The following is a 19,792-nucleotide window of genomic DNA, read 5'->3' on the forward strand; positions in this document are numbered from 1 at the left end:
ATCTGGTTTTGGGGAAAATTCGCGATTCAAATCTGCGGCTTGCTACAGGAAGGTTACTGATTCACTTTGTTGGTGAGATAAAAAGTCTTCAGACGTCGGTAGACGAACTAAGAAGTGAGCTCCGTCGCCTTCAATAGTAGCTCAAACAACGGGAAGTGGAATTCCGCGATGCATTGGTTTAAGAAAACCGGATTCCGCTAAGGGAGCCTCGGCGCTCTTCCCTAAACCGAACGCCGAGGCTCTTACACCAGTCCACCGTTGTTGTTATCGAGGCTTGGTGTAATACAAATATTAGGGCGTCCCAGCTTCTGGGCAACAGAAATGTTTTGAAAGGATGGACATTTCCAAGGAGCATAGGCTTTCTATTCGGCTGTCTCGGCAAACTCCAATCGTGCAAGAAGATCAGAGAACAACTCGGTGTTTTCTTTGCTGAACGTTGTGTTCAGTTGCCTTCTCAATGTGTTTGCAAATGCATCGGACGGTTCCATGTGTGGCGCATGAAACCTTGATGCAACTCGTCGAACGGGAATTTTCAGGTCTATTCGTTCGGGCATGGTCCTAGCCTGTCAGATTTTGTTTGTGCACGAACCAATTGCAGCTGAACTTGTTCCGTGCTCAATATCAGCGCCCGACAGGTCTCTCAACCTGCCGGCCTGCGCTTAGCAAATGAGGTGCACGCCTTTGCCTCGCGCTATCACTCGAGTGTCCTACTTCCCGAGCGAATAGATTGGTGAAGAGACGACGGGCTCGTAGTCCCGCTTTCTTTGCTGTCGCGAGAAATGCGGCGCGAAGGTGGCTGGGTTTACCATCGATGTCGGCCAGACAGGATGCGACCGCTTTCCAGTACTTTTCGCGGCAGCCTTTGTGCGGCCAACTCTCGAACAGACAATGAGCAGCCATAGATGTGTCGGTCACGGAAAATGCCCTGCCTCTGGAATATAAGGCAGAGCAGCGTCAGCGACGTCTGTCGTGCTGGTCGAGCTGAGCTGGCGCGGCAGTGCATTGCCAGGTTAGAAACTGCGCTCGCGACGACGTTTTGTTCCGCGTCAAGTAAATGGGTCATATTCTGCGGGAGCTGAGGAATCACCTCGACCGGATCCGTTATTGTTTGCGGCTGGAGACAACTGGTTCGCGTGGCGTCAGTTATATCTCTGGTGCGCCAGACGTGCGGCTAGCTCACAGATATACCATTGGTCTCTCAGCCCACTCTCGTACAGCATGATGATACCTGATGCTAATTCCGACGGAGAGTAATTGCGATCACTTTCCTCAAGCATAATGGCCGCATTGCTAAAGCAGCTACGCATGAAATTGACTTCCAGCGGATTGTAAATGCGGCTCGCTTCGTTGAAAAGCGGCATGTCAGCCTCTCTTTAGCTTTCGCTAGTAGAAGCCCCCAACAACCCATTTGTCCGTCCTTACGCATATTTCCCAGCTGGAACCCGTTCGAGCGCGATTGCTATCTAGCAACCCGATAAGGCTCACAAGTTCTGGTTCATCGACAAGTAGTTGGGCCTCGTCTGTAGATAGCCATTTACGATAACGCTCATCCTGCTCCCGCCAGCAAGGTAATTCCTGGAGAACAAAGAGAGGAAAGACGCTTACTTTGACCGGGATAAATACGCTCTTTAGTCGTTTCCAATAGAAAAAGTGACCTATAATGCCGGGCGCGAGAATACCTTCAAGCCCCGCTTCTTCCAGTGCTTCCACACGGGCTGATTCAGCCAGGCTTTTCCTTTTCATTGGCCAACCCTTCGGCAGGGTAAATCGCCTCGTATTGCGGGTTGTAAGAAGTAAGATTTCTAACCGCCCATTTTCAAAACGATAAGGAAGTGCGGCGGCCTGTTCGAGTTCCGTGCCTGCCTTTGCCTTTCGGATACCATTTTTCCATTTTCTCGAGCTCATAGTAGCTGCCCTTGTGAAAGCTACCCAACCTTAACTCTTCTCATCTGTTCCCAAATCATCTGACGCGAGAGCGGATACGCCGAAAGGTCTACCGTTCACGCAATGAAGTTCACCAGGACGTGTTCAACTACCTTGAAATGTTTTACAACCCGAAACGCAAACACGTCGGGCATGCAGGGAAAAAGCCGCTGATCTTAATATTCAAGCGTAAAGGTATAGGACAGACCATTGGTCCAATTCTTGCTTCACTGGCGGATGAATGTTTTTAGTGCTCGTGCTACGCGCAGAAGAGCTCTCTAGCTTGAGCGGGGCGCGCACGCTCATTTTAGGGACGGTCGGATCTCTTTCATTCGTTCACCTCCAGACCTTGGAAGAGAACGGCGTCATTTAGGCTGGCCACGTAAGTTTGGCATCAAATCGCCGCACCTCATCGAGCAATCCTTTTTCATTTTTAAGAAAACGGACATTCCATCCGGCCGGTTGTTCTGCATTGCGCCAGATGTTTGTGTGGCATAGCGACTGAATGAACAGCATTAAGGACAGAACAAAATTATGGGCTTCCTTGAATACTAGAGGCTCTCGGCCAAAATTTATCGTAGAATAAATTTGGAGGAAATTGTTCATGCCCGATCATGATGCAGCAACTCGAAAAGACGACCTTCGAACTGGCATTCCATTCTGGATAAAAACACCAAATTCAACCGTTCATGCAGAAACCCATCTTCCTCGTAGGGCCTTTGATGTAATCGTCGTCGGAGCAGGTATCTCGGGAGCACTGACGGCAGAAGCGTTGACGCGCAGGGGAAAAAGCGTGTTGATTGTTGATCGGCGTCCTCCGGCACGCGGCTCGACATCAGCCTCGACAGCAATGATCCAACATGAGATCGACGTCCCCCTGAGCCGACTATGCCGGAAGATTGGTGAGAACAAAGCTAATGCTGCCTGGTTAAGATCAGCGCAGGCCGTTCGTGACCTGATTGATTTGTCGGGCGCGCTCGAGCTCAATTGCCAAATGCATGCAAAGTCAGCGCTTTATCTGGCTGGCGATGAGATGGGAGCGAAAGCGCTTGCCAATGAGGCCGCTGCGCGCAACAAAATTGGTATTAGCGCCAGTTACCTCAGTCACAAAGTCCTCTTAGAGCGCTTTGGATTGAACCGCCCCGCAGCAATTTTGTCGAACATTTCTGCATCAGCCAATCCCGCGCAACTTACCGCAGGGTTGTTGCGCAGGGTTCTAACCCGCAATGCCCGGATCGTTTCGCCCGTCGAGATTACGGATGTGGCAGAGCTGCCTTCAGGCGTCGCCTTGGCAACTCGTCGAGGAGAAGTTCTGGTTGCTGAACATGCCGTATTTTGCACCGGCTACGAATATCTGCCTCAAATGGAGGCGAAATCGCACAGTATCACATCGACCTGGGCGTTAGCTGCGAAACCTTCGCGAAACGTGCCATCTTGGCTATGTGATATGCTCATCTGGGAGGCAGCAGATCCCTACCTTTATCTGAGAACCGATGAATTTGGACGTATTATCGCCGGTGGCGAGGACGAACAGGCAAAAAATAGCAATGAGGATCCCAAGAAACTCGGAGATAAGGCGGCAATCATCATTCGTAAGCTGGAAGATCTCATCGGGATGACGATTGATAGGCCGGACTATGTCTGGTCGGCTCCATTCGGCGTCACACAGGACGGTTTGCCGATCATCGACCGAGTTCCCGGTTACGAGCGCATTTTTACCGCTTTGGGCTTCGGTGGCAACGGCATCACCTTCGCGATGATTGCAGCTCAAAATATCACAGCCGCCATAACAGGCGAGACAGTTCCTGACACAGAACTCTTCCGATATCGCTGATCCATAAATCAAGCGATGATACAGACTACGAGCCTTTCACATCTGGACCGAGGGAAATGGAAGCCGGTTGCGCCTTACGTGTTGATTTGCATTGATTGTCCGCCAAGGATGCCACGATATCGCACCCTATTCGGGAAACGCTTTTGGAAGTGAAATTGATATTTTGAGGGTCTGCTCCACCCACAATCGATCAAGATCTGCGTTCAAGGCCGACACCAGTGCCCTTTCCAGCCTCGTACCGAATCCCTCGTTCGATTGGTCATCATGATGATCATTACCTGTTTCAAGCCAACTAATGAAAATAGTGTCAGACGACTCTTGAATATCTATGGAAAGCTCGCGTTCAGAACTCGCTAATGCACCGTGCTTGGCAGCATTTGTTGTCAGTTCGTGCAAAAGTAGCGAGAGATTTGTCAGCGACTTTCCGATGATAGCAGGATCATGGCCAGTGATATGAAAATTGTTCTCACTATAAGGTTCCAGAATGGTACGTAACAAGTTCTGCAACGGGACCGGAGAAATTGCTGCATCGGCATCATCCCATGTCGGCATCGTCAGTTCATGCGCCCTGGCAAGTGCAGCCAATCTCGCCTGAACCACCTCACGAAGCTCATCAACCTGCGTAGCCGATCTTGCGCTCAATGAAACGATACCGTTGGCCAGAGCGAACAAATTTTTTACGCGGTGACGCATTTCTCCCATATGGAGCTTTTGTTGGCTTTGAGCCTGCAAGCGCTCGCTGATGTCGCGTGCTATTTTTGACGCACCAACAATAACGCCGTTTGCGTTTCGAATAGGTGAGATTGTCAATGAAATATCAATCAGCGTACCATCTTTTCGCTTCCGAACTGTTTCGAAATGATCGACTCTGTTTCCCTTTCGTATTTCGCTTAGAATAGCTGGTTCTTCGTCAAGCCGATCTTCTGGTATCAAGATCGTGACCGGCTTTCCGATTACTTCCTCCGCATGATAAACGAATAAGCGCTCGGCACCTCTATTCCAGCTTCTAATAATGCCATTCAGATCCTTGCTAACGATGGCGTCGTCTGAACCGTCGACAATTGCAGCGAGCCAATCCCGTGGATCGAGATCGGTTTCGCCGAGTTGGGATTGTGAAGCAGGTGTTACCGACAACAAAATGCGATGTTTAGCGTAAGTCGAACAAAGCCGATCGGAGCCAACTTGGTCTTTATGTTTTTCCATCGTACTCCGCCCATTCTAAAGTCATGAAAAGATAATAATTGATCGGAACACGATATCAATTCCCTAGATCCACGTAGTGCGTGAAGTGTTTTACCTTATTCAAATTCTGGATAATCGCCCGCCATTCCGGTTCTTCTCCTATCGATGTGATCAACTGTTCACTGCTAAATAGCGCTATTTCGCGTGACGAGCACCATGATATGCGTTCATCGGTCTTTAGCGGTACATTAAAGGACTAATTCTTGACCGTCAGTACGGGCCGTGTTCTGATTGCAATTGCAAATGGGCGTCCGAGCCATCCGCTGCCGAATTCATGCTTTCGTCTGGTTGGCTACCAAGTGGACGTTAAAGGTTCTGATTGCCAGTCAAGAACGCCGACATAATTCGGTCGAATAGGACGGACTGATCTTGTTGAGGTCTCCATCCATGTTTTATATGAGCGCGAAATGCCTCAATAGGTGGTTCGGCCACCACTAAGATCAGACGTTGCTGCTGTGGTGTATGAGTTTTCTTCCGAAAGCATCCAGGCAACCATAGAATGCACTAACTGTCGTTCAACCACAGCTGACCGCGCTTCGGTTGCTTCTGAGGCACTCTCAGCCCCTCTGTCGCCAGATGCGTTCGACCCGCTTGACGTTCATGACCCAGCCGGTCCGATGCAGCATCGCCGTTATACGACGATAGCCATAGCGGTCTGACTTACAAGCGAGCACTGATGTCTGCGGTCAACGCCGCTTTATCATCCGGGGTCTTGGAGATCTTGCGCTGAGCGGAACGATACTGGCCGGGAACCCAGCATGCCCGTCTCTCGGACACACTCAAATCTTCAGTGACATGATCCAGGCAAGCGCGGGGACGAGCGGAGCTCAGATGGGGTATTCGGATTGCTCCTCGCGTTCACACCTTGGATGGAGTGAGATGGCAGTACCGTTAAACCCTTGTGAAAGGAACGTTTCATGTCACTGTTTGCAGGCCTCGATATTTCCGTAAAGCCAACGGCCACCAGATCGCAAGTCCGTTGCCATAGCTGCCAAACCGCTTGCTCTCTTCCTTGCCGGCCTTGCACGCCATCTTCGCGAGCTGGCGATTGGCGGCGAAACCAATGGAGCAGGTAATGAACGGGCCTATATTTTCGGCCAGTGTCGATTTGATGCGCGCTGCGAGCAGTTCCGGATCACGTCTGCCTGTCTCATCGAGAATGCAGGTCAGCTCGTCGATGCTTTTCGCGGTGTCGATTGCGACGACGGTTTCGATCTCGCAAAGGAGTGCATTATGGGCGCGGCGATAAAGATCAGGATCTTGCGGCACCAAAATTAGATCGGGACAAAGCCTTTTGGCTTCCTTGATCGGCATGACGTTCTTGACGCCACGTGCTTTCGCCTCGCGCGAACAGGCAATCACTGCGGTTCTGTCAGTTCCAGCAAAGGGCACAACGCCTATCGGGCGACCCCGCAATTTGCGATCTACCTGTTGATGAACGCAGGCGAAAAATCCAACAAAATCAAGGTATAAGCGTTCTATCGTCTCCAGCAGACGCATGCGATTACTCCAGCATAAGGGACGAGCGAAACCTGCCCGAAAGTGCACGGGCACTTAGGAACATATTCCGCTGATGGGATGATGTTCCTATTCCGTTCTCTTTTGATTGGAGTGTCAATCCGGAATCCGGTAATAGGATCGATGATAATGATGCGCTTTCCGGAAGCAGGCGGTGCGGGGCGGAGTGAATACGGAACCTAGGTATATAATAGCACTAACAGAATGAATGCTTGTCGGCCGTCTTTAATGCATCGTCATATTCCCAGTTCATTTCGAACTGGCCATTGCGTCTTCGTGGTCGTTTTGATAGGGCTTCCAGCCCAATTCCAGCATATAGTCGCAGATTTCAGCGATCACATCGTAACGCCGCATGACAGCTTGTTGGTGCCTACAAATCATCACCTGCATTCACCGGTCCCGCTTGTGCGAGGCGTTGCTGATGACGCTCTTTCCAATGGGACTGAAATTGGGGTCCCTTCGAATCCGGCGGTGATTTGGGGCGTAGAATGCGCAATGGCAAAGGTGTGGGCAAGTCCGGGCCGATGATGATCGCTTCGCCGGGAGCTAGCATTGGAATGAACTGAGTGGCGGCACGGTCGAGGTCGCCACAGGCATGTTCGACTGTGCTGCGGTCCTGTTCGTTCGTCAGGCGATGAACGATCAGCGTGCCGAGCTGGCTCAATACGTCCTGGGGAATGTCGCGCGGGCGCTGCGTGGCCAGCACGGTTGTCAGGCCATATTTACGCCCCTCTTTGGCGATCAAGCCAAATGAATCGAGACGGACGCTCCCGTACTCATCGCCGATCGTCCGGCCAAGGAATTGATGCGCTTCGTCCAGAAAAACGATGATCGGGGTGTCCCTAAAGCGGCCTTCGCGAGCGAGGCCGAGAAGATATCGCCCAATAATGTTTAACAGCAATTCGCGGGTACTGTGCTCGAACCTGACTTCCTTAAACGATATCAGGGCGACATCGCGTTCGTTGTCATCCAGAAAGCTAGCGACTTCATCGACAAGTGAGGTGCCATGTGTTTGGAACAGGCATTCAAGCTCGCGAGAATTGATCAGCGTCGCTATACGAGAGGAAAGCGATTCACAGTAGCTGGCGGCGTTGTTGTCTGTCCCGCCAAAGTTCGCCGGATTGTTCGTGGCATTGCCCCACACGCACTCCTGCTTGATCTGCTCGGACAAATTCGTGATGTCAAAATCGCATTTCGTAGTGTGGAGAGCGGCGGCGTTGGCCTGGAGTGCGCCGAAGAATGGGCCACGCTGCCGACCGGCTTTCTCCAGAACGCCATTCTGGACGTGCAATCCGGCGGGCATTGCATGTTCGACAGCACGTACGAGTTTCAGACTCTTGATGGCGTCGCGGAGCTTCGGCCCTTGGCTCTGTCCTGACGGTCGAAATAACGAAAACAGGTCGTCCTCGGTGGTTTCGGTATAGGGGAAATGAACATGCTGCGTATGCGGGACATCAGCTTCGAAGGCGAAGACCGTGTCTACGCTCGCCATGTCGCAAAACTCGCCAGTCGGATCAAAGATGAACGCTTTCCCGCTCTGTGCCTTAATCTGCTCTATAAGGCCGGCGATCGTCCAACTCTTTCCACCGCCTGTGGCACCGAAGATGCCACAGTGACGACCGAATAGTTTTTCCGGTGGCAATTCGATTGTGACGCCTTGGCCACCGGCCTCGATCATGCCGACAGGAACGTTGATTTCACCGGCTTTGGTGGCGCTCTTACCGATCATTTGTGCGAGAATGTCGGCACTCGCGAGGAAGACCCCGTCTCCAATCTTGGGATAGGTGTTGATGCCGCGCGCAAGCTTTGTATCGCCATCGGTCACAGTTGAGAGCAACTGAATGCGTCCGATAGGGTTTGGCGTGACTGGAGCCCCGAGGCGGGGTTCGACAGACAGGCGCTCGGCGTCCGGAATTCTTACTTCCGTAATCCGACCCATTAGTTTGACGCGTTCGCAATCGATGAACACGAAATCGCCGACAGCTCCCCGCGACAGAGCGCGTCGTTCCGGCTGGGCACTTGCAAGGGGAAGATTGGCCTGGAGCTGGCTGGCATTTACCAGAGTGACAGTGCCTATGTATTTGTCAGGATCAACTGGGCTCCTCGTTACCATTGTCATAACCCCGAATCGCGTAGCGCCTTGACGCGCTCTGCGTGCCGCTCTCTATCGGTCTCTCCAATCAGGTCTGGCATCGCTACCGCGAGGTCTTCAAATCGTCCGTTGATGAGGTGGACGCGGGGGTCGCCGCTGACGGCAAGCGACATGATCTTCGACAAGAACGAATTGGTATGGGGATCACCAGTCGGAATGGCATGAGTCGGGCCTTCGGGAGGTACCCCGCGCAGATCGTTCTCAGAGAGAATGAAGCTAGGATCGCAAATGATCAGTCGCATCGACAGATTGGATTCGAGGGCGGAAAGAATGGGGCGGCTGATGTGGTCATCGTTGAAACCAAAGCCTGCGACCACGAGCGCGGTGTCGGGTTCGCGTAGCGCTGCCTGAAAGGCACCCATCATGTCGAGGTAGGGCGGCTCGAATGCCTCTTGGTATTTGCTGGAGCGCGGGTAAATGAGGACCGGCTTGCCTTTGGTATTGTCTCGGGATCGCAAAACCTCGACGTCGACGCGACGCCAGTCTGTCGAACCGTGCAGCTTGTAAAGTTGGAAGACGTTGGGGATATAATCTGGGGCATCCTTAGTCGCGTCGCGCCGGACAATGTCCAGTTCAAAGTGCTGCCGATCATAGACCTGGTCCATTGAATGCGAGAAACCGTCGATCACGGTGAAGCGCAGCCGGCGCGCCGCCTCCTCAATTGTCAGGTCGTAGTTTGTTGTAAATAGCTTCGCTCGGGTCTTGCGGAAGCCACGACGCCCGATCTTCCTAACGTAAGCTTCATGCGCTGCCAACGTGGTGCTCTGGCTCACGAAATCGACTTTCGCGAGAATGCAAGATTCCGCTTGAGCAACGAAGTCCTTGACTGCGGTGACGTCCTGATTGTCTTCGTCCGCAGCATCATTGAGTTCCAGATACACCTTGCAAAGGCTCAGGAGCTTCTCGATGTTCTGACCGATGGTGGCATTCGGAAATCGCCCACAGACGGCGGCGAACACCGCCGGTCCAACCGCCGCCTCGACTGCATTCCACAAATCTCGCATCGAAGGAGCCTGTGGCTGCCCGGCAGCGTTGCGCGCGCACAGAGAAGCACCTGCTCCGGTCAACGTGGAGAAATTTGACGCAGACAAGGCATTGATGAGTGCGCTGTCTATCCCTTCCTTGCTGCCGCGTTCAACGACCTTTCCATCATTATCCTCGTGATTTCTATAGGCAACCCATCCCCTACCGGGGACCAGTAGCCGGAGATTGTCTTTCGCTGCCGCGGTCTCATTCCAATAATCCCAAACAGTCACTTGGCATCCCCCCGGTTCCGTGATCAGGTCGAACGACCTATAGAGTCAACAGTTTTGGCGTTCCCGAACTTGCCTTTGTTCAAATCGAAGTCTTTCATTTAGGCCTTCTCACTCCCGAGTTCTTTACCCGGTACTGTGTGTCTTTGTCAGGCAATAGAAAGACGGGCCGCGACTATAGGCTCAACTCGTAGACGTTGCCCGTCGTCAGTCAGCCAGACCAGATCATTTCCCTTCGACAGGACTGCATCGTGCCGAAAGATGTAGGCCTTCGGCTTCATCGACAGGGCCTCGGGAACGACGTAGATAATGTAGTCCATCCGGTGTTCAGGCGAGCGCATTTTCGCGTACTCGTTCGGCGTCAGCTCGACGATGAGGTCTTTCCCAGAAAGTCCTTTGACCTCGACTTTGAGGCAGCCTCCGCCTTCAGCGAAGGCTTCAAGGTCCCAACCGACGCCGTCTTTTTCGACGGAATCCACCCGATGAGCACCACCTTCGTCTGACTCGAAGTAAGCGATCGCATGGTTGATCGCGGCTTGCTCGACCTTGCGGCGCAACTCGGGGTCTGTCTGCCTTGGGGATTTGGCTGGTCGTTTGGCACGTCGCCCGCCTCGGGCGATATATTCAGCGACGTCCTTGTTGAAGGCCTCTCCCTTGCCGTACCAGACCGGGCTTTGCCCCAAGTTACCAGCCTCTTTCGCCGTCGGAATGACGTATGACCTCGCGTCGATTGGCAGCAGTACCGCGTCGGCAGCTGGCGCTTCTATCTGATACCCGACTTCGAAGCCCGACGAGCGTTCGAGACGACGATACTCGGCGTTCCGGTGGATGCGTGCGTTCCGATACCATCCGATGATGACTGTCTTCTTCGTGCGAGGATTGCGGGCAATCCAGACCACAGTGACGCCGTCGATCGCAGCTTCGCTTCTTTGCGCTCCAAGTCTCGAAATCTTGATCTCGGCAGAACGAGGCACATAACCAAAGACCTTGCCCTTGATCGGATCAAAGTTCCAAGACTCGTGGGCGATATCATTCGTCTTTAGAAAACCGAAATTCCCTTCGGCCTTGTCTCCCTTCGGTCCCCGGTATTGGGTCATCCAGGCGTGGTTTATGTAGATCAGTCTCTCGGTCGTCATTGCCCCCCCTGTCGCGTCTGCTGGCACTGGATAGTACAGAAGCCGCCATCGTCGCGCACCCCGGCCACCAGATCGATGCCTTTATCCTGACCGCTTATGCTTCTCTCAGACGCGAATTCCGCATAGGTCCAGACCTTGTCAAAGCGCTGCGCATACTGCGGATCATTCTCGAAGAAAACCTTGGCGAGATTCTCAAAATAAGTACCTTTCTCCCGTTCGCTCTTGGAGCCGGTGCGATAGCGGTCAAACAGTTCTTTAAATGCACTGGACATCGAATCTCTCGAAATACGGGAACTTTCGACGTCTTGTATCGCATTGGGATTTCATGGTGTCCATGAAGTCCTCACTTCCTACTATTGAAGACCACAGAAAGAGTTGATGAGCATATCGGAGCCAGGAGCATAGCGCCCCGACAGTACCCGGCGGGAATTCGCGCATGCGAAATCGGAAACAACGGTAGCCGCAGGAGCGACAGATGTCGCGGGACCGACTGCCGTCGATTTGGCATTCCTTTGTCTGTCGGTATGCTAAGGCGGGCGGATTTTAGTGCGTTATGACTACGAACTGGCTTGGCGCTACCGGAGCTTGCATTGAGGTGAGAACAATGCTCTGTGTACGTTCATATCATCCTAAGAGCGTCAGCGTGACATGTCTTTGACTGGCATTTTCAGATCATCCCATCAGCGCCGAGTGTTCTTATTGACATCGGCACTCATTATAGTGGTTTCCGTCGTCGTTATATGGGCGATATACTATTTCGCACCTGACACGAGGGGTTGGAACACGCTCAACAGCCTTTTGGTTTCGGTTGTTGCGAGCGCCGTTTTCGCAGTCGTATCTGCTCTCTACCTTTCATATTTTTTCGTAGACACCGAGCATGCGGAGGCACGGACCAGGCTGATCCCTCAGGATATTGGTGGCGCGCTTCGCAGCATTGCATCTGAAGCGACGGACTATAAAATCTTTGTCCGTACCGGCCGCCATTTCAGAGCGGAGATACTCCCGATATTGCGAGATAACGCGGTCCGAAGGCGGCGTGCCGTCAATGTCGAAGTGATCCTTTTGGATTTTCGGGACGACAAAGTCTGTGAAGAATATGCAAATTACCGGCGCACTGCCTCATTTGACCGCATACTTTGGGACACCAGCTACGTTCGGAAGGAAGTAATGGCGACGATCCTCGATCTCGCCGCAGCCTCCTCAGAATATAAAAGCTTCTTGAATATCTCATTGTTTCTGAGCGATCGCCTTTCCACGTTTCGGATCGAAGGATCGTCGCAGGAGATCATAGTGACGCGTGAAGACCCCAAGGATATGGCCTTCCGCTATCCGCGTTCTGACAGCGACCACGCAGCATTCTTGACCGAATTCAGTTGGATAAGGCAGTTTGCTGATCCGGTGGTTCTTTCGTCAGGACCGCAGCCCCTTGAAGATATGTTCGGTGAACTCGACGTGATCTCCACCCTTGAACAACAAGCAGAAAGATCACGTGGCTCCAGGTCTCCATATGCGCGCTGAACTCACTTTTCCTCTCACGCTGGAGTATGTGCATACCGTACCAACCGAGCACCTGATGGCTGCACTCAAGAACTGGTTATGCAGCACAAATCCGGTTTGCTTGGTGCATCCTCATGGATTTTTCGTTGTTCCGGTTGACCGAACGGAAGCTGGCGATTGGAGGTTCCATTTCTGGCCGAAGGGGAAAAGGCCAATTCGAGGCATGCCTGCTTTAATTCATACCCATGATCGGCACGTTGATAGCCGAATACTGTCCGGCCAACTGACTAACATCACCTATGATGTTGCTTCGGCGGGAAGTGACGGGTTACCTCTCTACGAAGTCGGGTACGGCGGCGATAGGTACGAAAAATCGACGTCAAACTTTCTCGTCAAGACTTCAACTCGAGTTGGAGTCCGCCCCGTGAAAGCCGAGACGCTAGTAACCGGTCAACACTACCGAGTTGACCGACACGCCTTCCACGAGGCTCAGGTGTCCGAGAGCCTTTGTACCGCAACCCTGGTTTGGATGCATAGCAGGACACCCGGTTCTGTGAAGGTGGTTGGCTGTGATTGTTATCCTGATCGGATAGAGTTCACCAGGACAGACTTCGCGGGAGCAGACCTGGCGAAACTTCTGCCTGCGTAGCTGAGGATTGTCGGCCTGTGGCCAACACCATTGACAACAGGTTTTCCATACATTGAATAAGTAACGCCAAAAGTTACAGCTTGCAGCCGACAATAGCCAAAGTCACCATTTGTCTCAGAAACGGTCGTTTTTGTCACAGATGGGAAGGTTGGGCATGGGGAGTTGGTCGGTTACGTCCGTGTTTCGAAGTCAGACGGCAGCCAGGTACTAGACCTGCAAAAAGACGGCCGCCGGGGTCTCCAAGGATGCCTCAAGGCCCTGCGATCCGGCGACACGCTGGTAGTCTGGAAGCTGGATCGTCTGGGTCGTGATCTTCGGCATTTGGTCAACACTGTAGATGACATGTCGAAACGCGGTTTCGGATTGAGGGTGCTATCAGGGCAGACGCCAATCGACACCACCACCGCACAGGGCAAGTTGATGTTTGGCATTTTCGCGTCTCCCGCAGAATTCGAACGTGAGTTGATCCGAGAGCGGACGATCGCTGGTCTTGCCTCCGCTCGCGCCCGTGGGCGCGTGGGTGGCCGAAAGCCGAAGATGACGCCCACGAAGATAAGGTTGGCGCAGGCCGTTATGGGGCAAGGGGAGACCGTCGTTGCCGATCTATGTGCGGAACTCGGTGTATCCCGTCAGACGTTGTACCGCTACATAAGGCCTGACGGAAAACTTCGAGCTGCTGACAACCTAACGTAAGGTTCGGGACCATCATCATCGGCAGGCTGCCATCCCCTTGTCGATGGAGGTCAAAGCGGGAGGTGGTCCATTCTCACGCCGAAGTATCCCGATGGACCATCGTAGTCCGATATGCTTGCGTAGCCACAGTAAGCTATCAGAATTGAAGGGGGGCTGCACGGTAGCATCGCCGAGTGCCACCAGGTTAGATGATGTCGAGTGAGGCGAGACCGTAGTGCCATTTCTCGACGTACTCCAAGAAGCTCTTTAAGCAAAGATTTGTTGTAAGGGCGGTGCTTGGCCTCGACTCCAATCAATAAGTCCCGAGTTTTGGGGTATCCGTCCGAAATGTTGGGCCTCGTCAATATCAGATCGAGCTCGTGAGTGTCCCCATATGTCGGGATAGTGAGAGTGTGGTTCTGGTTGGTGGCGCTCAGGGTCTCAAATTCTGTATTAGTCCAAATTTCAGCGATTGGATGGCTGCCTCGGTGCATGATAACACAGGGCCATCGCCGCCGATCAATAGGCCCTCCCTTCGATCTGAACCGGATTTCCGTGCCACTTTGCAACGTAAACGAAATCCTGGGATCAGCCCGTTTGAGTTCATTCAATAGCGCAACCAGACATCGTAGCTCGTAAGCCTTATCGGCCATACTTGCCCCTGAAAGCAATTGGCCAGCTGTTGTGGCATTGACGCTCAGGTGATTTTGGAAGGCCTTTTGCAGCCGGCGGATGACAGCTACTGAAACTGGTGTTCTCGTCGGTGCCTTCATGGGTTCATCCCGCCATCATTGTTGTTGTCGTCATCGTTATCGTTATCGTCACCGTACTCGTCCGGAAAAATCAGCGTCGGGTCATAGTCACCACTTAATATCTCACCAAACCATTCTAGGTCTTCGATCAATTGATCAGTCGAGGGACCAGCCAAAAAGGGAACGAAGGCTTCGCGTCCTCGCTCATTCGACTCAACAGCCACAGTAAGACGCTTTTCTGGTTCCGTGGAATTCACCAACTTATCAATTGAATAGACAAGCTCCTCCCGAAAAGAGCGTGTTCCAAGCTTTAGGTGGCCCAAAAGATCGAAATAGTACATTTTCACACGATCTCTTATACTGAGATCGAAATTGTCCATCATCGCCGCAGTCGCATGGCGATCCCAGTCAGAGTAACCGGCCCGGATTGTGAGAACTCGCAGTTCATTGAAAATCGCTTGCCATTCTTCGGGCGAAATATCTGGAGACGAGGGCACTGCAGGGTCCTTTTCAACTGAGTTCAGAGTCTGCCAATTTGATCACCCTGTGCATCTATCACCGTAGAGTATGAGTTGTGCAGAGGGCACACCTTTTGGGTGCGATCTACATGAGCGACTTCTGGTTAAATATGCCTTTAGCCGCCTCGGATTTGGAGGCTTATAGAGCTCCGCGGCCCTTTAGCGGTCGGCTATTTGATTACTAGGAACGCCAGGAACGCTGACCGCTCGCAAGATCAGTGCAGCAGCGCGCATCGGGTCTGCCGAGATTGCCTACGCGTTCGACACTGCCACCGAAATTGCCCCGCTTACACCAACAGCGCCATTTCCAGCAATGCGCAGCGTGATAATCTCTGGGAGAGCAATCAGACATGCCATGCCCGCGCGCGTGCCTTCGAATTGAGCAGGTTCTCGCTTATCGCGATTCTTAGAGCAAGTAAAAACAATAACTTATCATTGTTTTATCAACCTAAACGGCGCTTAACTTTCGTTACATTGACGGTAATTTCCTGGGTTTATCACCATCGATAATTATACAGTATCGATGGTGATTGATTTCAGGACGCAAATCAGTAAAAGTCGGCTCTGTGCACAAGACAGAGAAGCTGGTAATTCGTTGATCAGGTGCAAGTCATCGACCGGGGAACGACGATGCCACTCAAACATAATGCCATCGCATGGACGCGGCTTTGCACTGTCGCAGTCATGTTACCGCTTGGTGCATGCACGGAAAAAGTTCCCGATATCGATCCGGTTGCCATGGCCGAGGATGTGCGGATCGTAATCGGTGGTGAAAGCTTTATCCTGCCGCAGGTTGCCATTGATCGTACATGGAATGGCGGATTTCAGGTTTGGATTGGCGTTTATGGATCCACGGGCGAACTTCTGAAATCTCGCGAGATATGTCCGCTCTTGACCAGACAGTGGTCACGTTCGATTTGCGAGAGCGCTTTTTCGCCGCTTTATCAAAGTCTGCCTGACCGCCTGGCAATCATGCGGCCTAGTGCGCTTCCGATTTACGGTAATGCATTTTTGGCCGACACCAACCAGTCGAAGTACGATGTTGTCGCAGGAATTCAGTTTTCTCTGGAGAAGGCCAACCTAGCATGTTCCAACGCAACTTCGATTGGCCACCGCTTTTGCTTCGCCGGTATTGGCCTGGATAACGGTCTGATCGCACTTTGGAACGCCGAAGATCGAAGCAACGATAACCGCATGGGTAAAATGGTTCAGAGCTTCGTCAAGAATGCAATCGGCCTCACGGAGGACTTTTCCACCCTGGATCGCGATGCTGTGAAGTTGCGAAAACCGTTCGCACCATGTTTTGCTGGTCAGCCCTATGATAAGAAAACGATGGCACGTGTTCAAGATTATGCCGATTTGTTGACATGCACTCCCGGCCAATGAATTTTCTTGCATGCTAGGATTCAGAATGACAAACGCATCGAAAGTCTTATCGGACAGTACTTTGAGGCGCGCCGAACAACTGGATGCCATCGCTTCGATCCTGCCGATGAACCGGCGCGACATGCTGGCCGGCATTTTGACCGATGAGGATGTCGAGACACTGCGCCATCTGGTCAAGGAAGGCATGGGCGAAAACACGTTGCGTGCGCTGACCTCGGATCTGGCCTATCTGGAAGCCTGGTCGCTGGCCGCAACCGGTAGCCCCCTCCCCTTCCCGGCACCCGAAGCCCTGCTCCTGAAATTCATCGCCCATCATCTGTGGCGACACCAGCAACGCGAGATCGATCCCGATCACGGCATGCCGGCAAGCGTGGAGGAGGAATTGCGCAGCCAGGGCTTTTTGCGCGCATCCGGACCGCATGCGCCAGCAACTGTGCGGCGGCGTCTGTCCAACTGGTCGACATTGACCCGCTGGCGCGGGCTGGAAGGATCGTTTTCGGCACCGTCCGTCAAATCCGCTCTGCGTCTTGCCGTGCGTGCCACCAATCGTCCGCGCAGCCGCAAGAGTGCGCAGGCCATTACCGGCGACATCATGACGAAACTTCTGGGAACCTGTGTTGGCAACGATTTGCGCACACTGCGCGATCGGGCCATGCTGATGGTCGCTTTTGCCTCTGGCGGCCGCAGGCGCAGCGAAGTCGCACGGCTTTCAATGGAACAGCTCACTCTGGAAGAGCCTGTAATCGAAAAGGACGGCACCCCCCTGCCCTCTTTGTCGATCCGCCTGGGGCGCACCAAGACGGCCAGTGCCGAGCAAGACGAGGTCGTCTATCTGACCGGTCGCCCCGTCAACGCGCTCCATGCATGGATTGCAGCGGCGAAGATCGAAAGCGGAAGCCTGTTTCGCTCCGTCGATCGATGGAACAATGTCGGACGCCAGGCGATTGATGCCCAAACCGTCAATGCAATCGTCAAAGGACGAGCCGCGAGCGCCGGTCTCGATCCGAAGGCGTTTTCGGCGCACGGGTTGCGCTCCGGCTATCTGACCGAAGCGGCCAATCGTGGCATTCCGCTCCCGGAAGCCATGGAACAATCCCGCCATCGCTCCGTGCAGCAGGCATCCGATTATTACAACAATGCCAAACGGCGTAGCGGACGGGCATCGCGATTGCTTTAAAGTGCAAACCCTCCATCCAACGATTAAGGGTGGCACGTGGAACGGGGACTTTTTACATTGGTCAGTAGAAGACGGACGGACGACATGGCATTGTTGTGGCTATGACAGATGAACCCGATTTGCGCTTCAGCGGCTTCTCGCTTTGGATTGATGGACGCGAGTTCCCGGATGTGTCGGACTTCTGGGATGGAAACTGGCTGATGGTCCGCGCTCGCATGGAGGCGAACGGCGCACGTGTCGAATGTGAGGGCCCCGTTCTGATGACCGTGGATATCAAGGAGTTCCGCGATCAACTCACTGCAATGACGGCCTCGTTGACTGGCGAAGCCACACTCAAGGGCTTAGAACCCGAGATCAATGCTGTTCTGAAGATGCAGAAGCTAGGGCAAGTTGAAGCGGTGATCGAAATTACCGCTGATCCCGTCAATCAACATCATCGTTTCGTCCTGGAGGGCGATCAGTCCTACCTGCCCGGACTTATTCGTTCGTGCGACGCCATTCTCCGCAAGTTTCCTGTCATCGAGAAGAGAGGCGCCTGATCGAAAGGCAACCACACAACTTAGCTATTCCGAGCCAGAATAGCGCGTTTGGGGTGGGATTAAGCGCAACACGCTAGTTTTGCGGCGAACGGAGTAGACAGAACTCTTCGCCTCGGAAGCGAAGCGCAATATAGCTACATTGGTTCATATGATCGATCAAACAGGCTTGCTCTGGCATTGCCATTTCTTCCATCGTACAGCGCTCTTCCACACATGTTTGACTGTAAATCTGACCAGTGGGAACATGCGCGACGAAAAGCGAGGTCTTCGATCCCCTCGGATTGAGGGTTTCATATGCGGCTGTCAACCTCTCGAAAGCCGCACGATCCTGCCCCACGGGGTCAAGGTCGATCCCCATCTCGCCAACCTCGCCGACCATTTTCATGTAGCGCAGATGTCTTGATTCAGAACAAACAAGCCGATCGGCCTTCGCAGAGATCGAATACGTCAAGACAATGGCACTGACGATAATCACTACCTTCCGCATCTTTCCCTTTCGGTCTGTGTTTGATGGCCGTGCAAAGTTTTGGTTTTTGCTGTCACCCAAAATCTGCGACAACTCCGACCATCTTAACGTCAGCTTCAGGGAAAGTCATTCATGACGATATGGGGCCGCCATGAAGGTCGACAGCCGCCTGGATTTTACGAGACTCAGATGTGCAAGGCTGCATTGAGCGCACTGCGCCCATCGCCAGCAAGCCAGGACGCAAAAGTCAGCAGGTCGGGGTTGATTTCGTGCATGAGCGTCAGATCGACCTGCTCGGCAAGCGGTCCGTCTTCCAGGCTCTTTGCCATATGCGCGAGATCAGCGTTTGCAGCGAGTACGTCGTCGGGAAACCGTTCATAGGTTATCGGACGACCGGCTGCTTCACTGAGGACGACCTCAAGCTCGCGCCCGGTGAGACGGTCGCTTGCGATCTTAAGCGTTGAGCCGCCAAAACGGGGCTTGTCGGCAAGCACAGCAGCAACGAACCTGCCGATGTCTTTCACGGCGGTTAACTGAATGGAATGGTCTAGCTGGATGAGGGAAACCAAATGGCCTTTGTCCAGACCGAAACCGGGACGCACAAGCATCTCCATGAAAATCATCGGCCGGATGATAGTGGCAGTCATGTCGAGTTGTCGAATATGAGCTTCGATACGAGGTTTGGCGTCAAAACGCGGGACGCCTGTCAGTTCATTCCCAACGCTGGCACCTGATGAATAAACAAAATGGCTGATGCCGGTTTCAGCAGCGATATCCGCAATCGATATACCATGGCGAATTTCGTCCTCGGCGGCCAGGTTTGCTGGTAACACGCTGAAGACGCCATAGGCGCCTTTCATCGTCGAGCGGATAACATCGGTTTCTTCAAATGAGCCCTGCACAAGCTCGATGCCTGCATTCCGCAATTGCAGCGATGCCACTTTGCTGGAATCCTGAACGAGCGCGCGAACGGGCCATCCTGCCTTCAACAAGGCTTTGGCGACAGATCCTCCCTGTCTTCCGGTGGCGCCGAAAACGAGAATGGGGTGCTTGCTATTGGTCACTTGAAACCCTCGCG

At 53.1% G+C, this 19,792-nt stretch carries 18 protein-coding genes and 4 pseudogenes; 7 read left to right on the forward strand and 15 right to left on the reverse strand.

Annotated features, from left to right (window positions below):
• Positions 1–621 precede the first annotated feature (621 nt).
• The 3 genes from CQZ93_RS27355 to CQZ93_RS26010 all read right to left on the reverse strand — a co-directional run bounded on the left by CQZ93_RS27355 (position 622) and on the right by CQZ93_RS26010 (position 1,905).
• Positions 622–915, reverse strand: coding sequence for a DUF982 domain-containing protein (locus CQZ93_RS27355; protein WP_146114505.1), 294 nt, complete (start codon positions 913–915; stop codon positions 622–624).
• A gap of 224 nt (positions 916–1,139) precedes the next feature.
• Complete coding sequence (locus CQZ93_RS26005) at positions 1,140–1,361, reverse strand: hypothetical protein (RefSeq protein WP_105545475.1); 222 nt, start codon at positions 1,359–1,361, stop codon at positions 1,140–1,142.
• Between the two features lie 22 nt (positions 1,362–1,383).
• Positions 1,384–1,905 (reverse strand): NUDIX hydrolase, encoded by a 522-nt coding sequence (locus CQZ93_RS26010; RefSeq protein ID WP_181153542.1) that lies wholly within the window; start codon positions 1,903–1,905, stop codon positions 1,384–1,386.
• 59 nt (positions 1,906–1,964) lie between these two features.
• Between CQZ93_RS26010 and CQZ93_RS27195 the strand changes: the two are divergent.
• Positions 1,965–2,174 (forward strand): annotated as a pseudogene (locus CQZ93_RS27195) (hypothetical protein); the annotation flags it as partial.
• 353 nt (positions 2,175–2,527) lie between these two features.
• The gene (locus CQZ93_RS26020; protein WP_105545476.1) at positions 2,528–3,757 is read left to right on the forward strand and encodes an NAD(P)/FAD-dependent oxidoreductase; all 1,230 of its coding nucleotides are present in this window, start codon (positions 2,528–2,530) and stop codon (positions 3,755–3,757) included.
• A 126-nt stretch (positions 3,758–3,883) separates the two neighbouring features.
• On the opposite strand, the gene CQZ93_RS26025 is transcribed toward CQZ93_RS26020, so the two are convergent.
• The 9 genes and pseudogenes from CQZ93_RS26025 to CQZ93_RS26065 all read right to left on the reverse strand — a co-directional run bounded on the left by CQZ93_RS26025 (position 3,884) and on the right by CQZ93_RS26065 (position 11,330).
• Complete coding sequence (locus CQZ93_RS26025) at positions 3,884–4,960, reverse strand: PAS domain S-box protein (RefSeq protein ID WP_105545477.1); 1,077 nt, start codon at positions 4,958–4,960, stop codon at positions 3,884–3,886.
• Positions 4,961–5,411: 451 nt separating this feature from the next.
• A pseudogene (locus CQZ93_RS27360) lies at positions 5,412–5,501 on the reverse strand (3-oxoacyl-ACP reductase); the annotation flags it as partial.
• 8 nt (positions 5,502–5,509) lie between these two features.
• Positions 5,510–5,830 (reverse strand): annotated as a pseudogene (locus CQZ93_RS27200) (IS3 family transposase); the annotation flags it as partial.
• 84 nt (positions 5,831–5,914) lie between these two features.
• Entirely contained in the window at positions 5,915–6,499 is a 585-nt protein-coding gene (locus tag CQZ93_RS26040; protein WP_286154316.1) for a Y-family DNA polymerase, read from the reverse strand.
• A 220-nt stretch (positions 6,500–6,719) separates the two neighbouring features.
• Positions 6,720–6,892, reverse strand: a pseudogene (locus CQZ93_RS26045) (type III glutamate--ammonia ligase); the annotation flags it as partial.
• Positions 6,888–8,486 (reverse strand): ATP-binding protein, encoded by a 1,599-nt coding sequence (locus tag CQZ93_RS26050; protein ID WP_286154317.1) that lies wholly within the window; start codon positions 8,484–8,486, stop codon positions 6,888–6,890. The gene CQZ93_RS26050 and the pseudogene CQZ93_RS26045, both read right to left, overlap by 5 nt.
• A 146-nt stretch (positions 8,487–8,632) precedes the next feature.
• Positions 8,633–9,925 carry an SIR2 family protein gene (locus tag CQZ93_RS26055; RefSeq protein ID WP_105545479.1) on the reverse strand — a complete coding sequence of 431 codons (1,293 nt, stop codon included), beginning with the start codon at positions 9,923–9,925 and terminating at the stop codon, positions 8,633–8,635.
• A 146-nt stretch (positions 9,926–10,071) separates the two neighbouring features.
• Entirely contained in the window at positions 10,072–11,058 is a 987-nt protein-coding gene (locus tag CQZ93_RS26060; protein WP_061348110.1) for a protein NO VEIN domain-containing protein, read from the reverse strand.
• Complete coding sequence (locus tag CQZ93_RS26065; protein ID WP_105545480.1) at positions 11,055–11,330, reverse strand: restriction endonuclease; 276 nt, start codon at positions 11,328–11,330, stop codon at positions 11,055–11,057. Before CQZ93_RS26065 ends, CQZ93_RS26060 begins: the two co-directional genes overlap by 4 nt.
• A 427-nt stretch (positions 11,331–11,757) precedes the next feature.
• Here CQZ93_RS26065 and CQZ93_RS26070 point away from each other — a divergent pair, with 427 nt between their 5' ends.
• Positions 11,758–12,576, forward strand: a complete 819-nt coding sequence (locus CQZ93_RS26070; protein ID WP_146114506.1) for a hypothetical protein — start codon at positions 11,758–11,760, stop codon at positions 12,574–12,576.
• Between the two features lie 790 nt (positions 12,577–13,366).
• Positions 13,367–13,897: a recombinase family protein gene (locus CQZ93_RS26080; protein WP_105545482.1), complete on the forward strand. Its 531-nt coding sequence runs from the start codon at positions 13,367–13,369 to the stop codon at positions 13,895–13,897.
• A 748-nt stretch (positions 13,898–14,645) separates the two neighbouring features.
• Here CQZ93_RS26080 and CQZ93_RS26090 read toward each other — a convergent pair.
• Positions 14,646–15,125: a hypothetical protein gene (locus CQZ93_RS26090; RefSeq protein ID WP_105545483.1), complete on the reverse strand. Its 480-nt coding sequence runs from the start codon at positions 15,123–15,125 to the stop codon at positions 14,646–14,648.
• A gap of 759 nt (positions 15,126–15,884) precedes the next feature.
• On the opposite strand from CQZ93_RS26090, the gene CQZ93_RS26095 reads away from it, so the two are divergent.
• The 3 genes from CQZ93_RS26095 to CQZ93_RS26105 all read left to right on the forward strand — a co-directional run bounded on the left by CQZ93_RS26095 (position 15,885) and on the right by CQZ93_RS26105 (position 18,248).
• Positions 15,885–16,532: a hypothetical protein gene (locus CQZ93_RS26095; protein WP_146114507.1), complete on the forward strand. Its 648-nt coding sequence runs from the start codon at positions 15,885–15,887 to the stop codon at positions 16,530–16,532.
• 25 nt (positions 16,533–16,557) lie between these two features.
• Positions 16,558–17,709 carry a site-specific integrase gene (locus CQZ93_RS26100; RefSeq protein ID WP_105545485.1) on the forward strand — a complete coding sequence of 384 codons (1,152 nt, stop codon included), beginning with the start codon at positions 16,558–16,560 and terminating at the stop codon, positions 17,707–17,709.
• 101 nt (positions 17,710–17,810) lie between these two features.
• Positions 17,811–18,248 (forward strand): WapI family immunity protein, encoded by a 438-nt coding sequence (locus CQZ93_RS26105; RefSeq protein ID WP_105545486.1) that lies wholly within the window; start codon positions 17,811–17,813, stop codon positions 18,246–18,248.
• Positions 18,249–18,321: 73 nt separating this feature from the next.
• On the opposite strand, the gene CQZ93_RS26110 is transcribed toward CQZ93_RS26105, so the two are convergent.
• Together CQZ93_RS26110 and CQZ93_RS26115 are read right to left on the reverse strand one after the other, a co-directional pair.
• Positions 18,322–18,807 (reverse strand): hypothetical protein, encoded by a 486-nt coding sequence (locus CQZ93_RS26110; RefSeq protein WP_146114508.1) that lies wholly within the window; start codon positions 18,805–18,807, stop codon positions 18,322–18,324.
• A gap of 92 nt (positions 18,808–18,899) precedes the next feature.
• Positions 18,900–19,778: an NmrA/HSCARG family protein gene (locus tag CQZ93_RS26115; protein WP_105545487.1), complete on the reverse strand. Its 879-nt coding sequence runs from the start codon at positions 19,776–19,778 to the stop codon at positions 18,900–18,902.
• Positions 19,779–19,792: the final 14 nt, after the last annotated feature.

The organism is Ochrobactrum vermis (assembly GCF_002975205.1).
Classification (GTDB): Bacteria; Pseudomonadota; Alphaproteobacteria; order Rhizobiales; family Rhizobiaceae; genus Brucella; species Brucella vermis.

Bases quoted from the DNA above. Each gene is read 5' to 3' on its own strand.
- CQZ93_RS26010 (WP_181153542.1), bottom strand. From the start codon at position 1,905: ATGAGCTCGAGAAAATGGAAAAATGGTATCCGAAAGGCAAAGGCAGGC.
- CQZ93_RS26065 (WP_105545480.1), bottom strand. From the start codon at position 11,330: ATGTCCAGTGCATTTAAAGAACTGTTTGACCGCTATCGCACCGGCTCC.
- CQZ93_RS26105 (WP_105545486.1), top strand. From the start codon at position 17,811: ATGACAGATGAACCCGATTTGCGCTTCAGCGGCTTCTCGCTTTGGATT.
- CQZ93_RS26020 (WP_105545476.1), top strand. From the start codon at position 2,528: ATGCCCGATCATGATGCAGCAACTCGAAAAGACGACCTTCGAACTGGC.
- CQZ93_RS26100 (WP_105545485.1), top strand. From the start codon at position 16,558: ATGACAAACGCATCGAAAGTCTTATCGGACAGTACTTTGAGGCGCGCC.
- CQZ93_RS26060 (WP_061348110.1), bottom strand. From the start codon at position 11,058: ATGACGACCGAGAGACTGATCTACATAAACCACGCCTGGATGACCCAA.
- CQZ93_RS26095 (WP_146114507.1), top strand. From the start codon at position 15,885: ATGGCCGAGGATGTGCGGATCGTAATCGGTGGTGAAAGCTTTATCCTG.
- CQZ93_RS26005 (WP_105545475.1), bottom strand. From the start codon at position 1,361: ATGCCGCTTTTCAACGAAGCGAGCCGCATTTACAATCCGCTGGAAGTC.
- CQZ93_RS26025 (WP_105545477.1), bottom strand. From the start codon at position 4,960: ATGGAAAAACATAAAGACCAAGTTGGCTCCGATCGGCTTTGTTCGACT.
- CQZ93_RS26040 (WP_286154316.1), bottom strand. From the start codon at position 6,499: ATGCGTCTGCTGGAGACGATAGAACGCTTATACCTTGATTTTGTTGGA.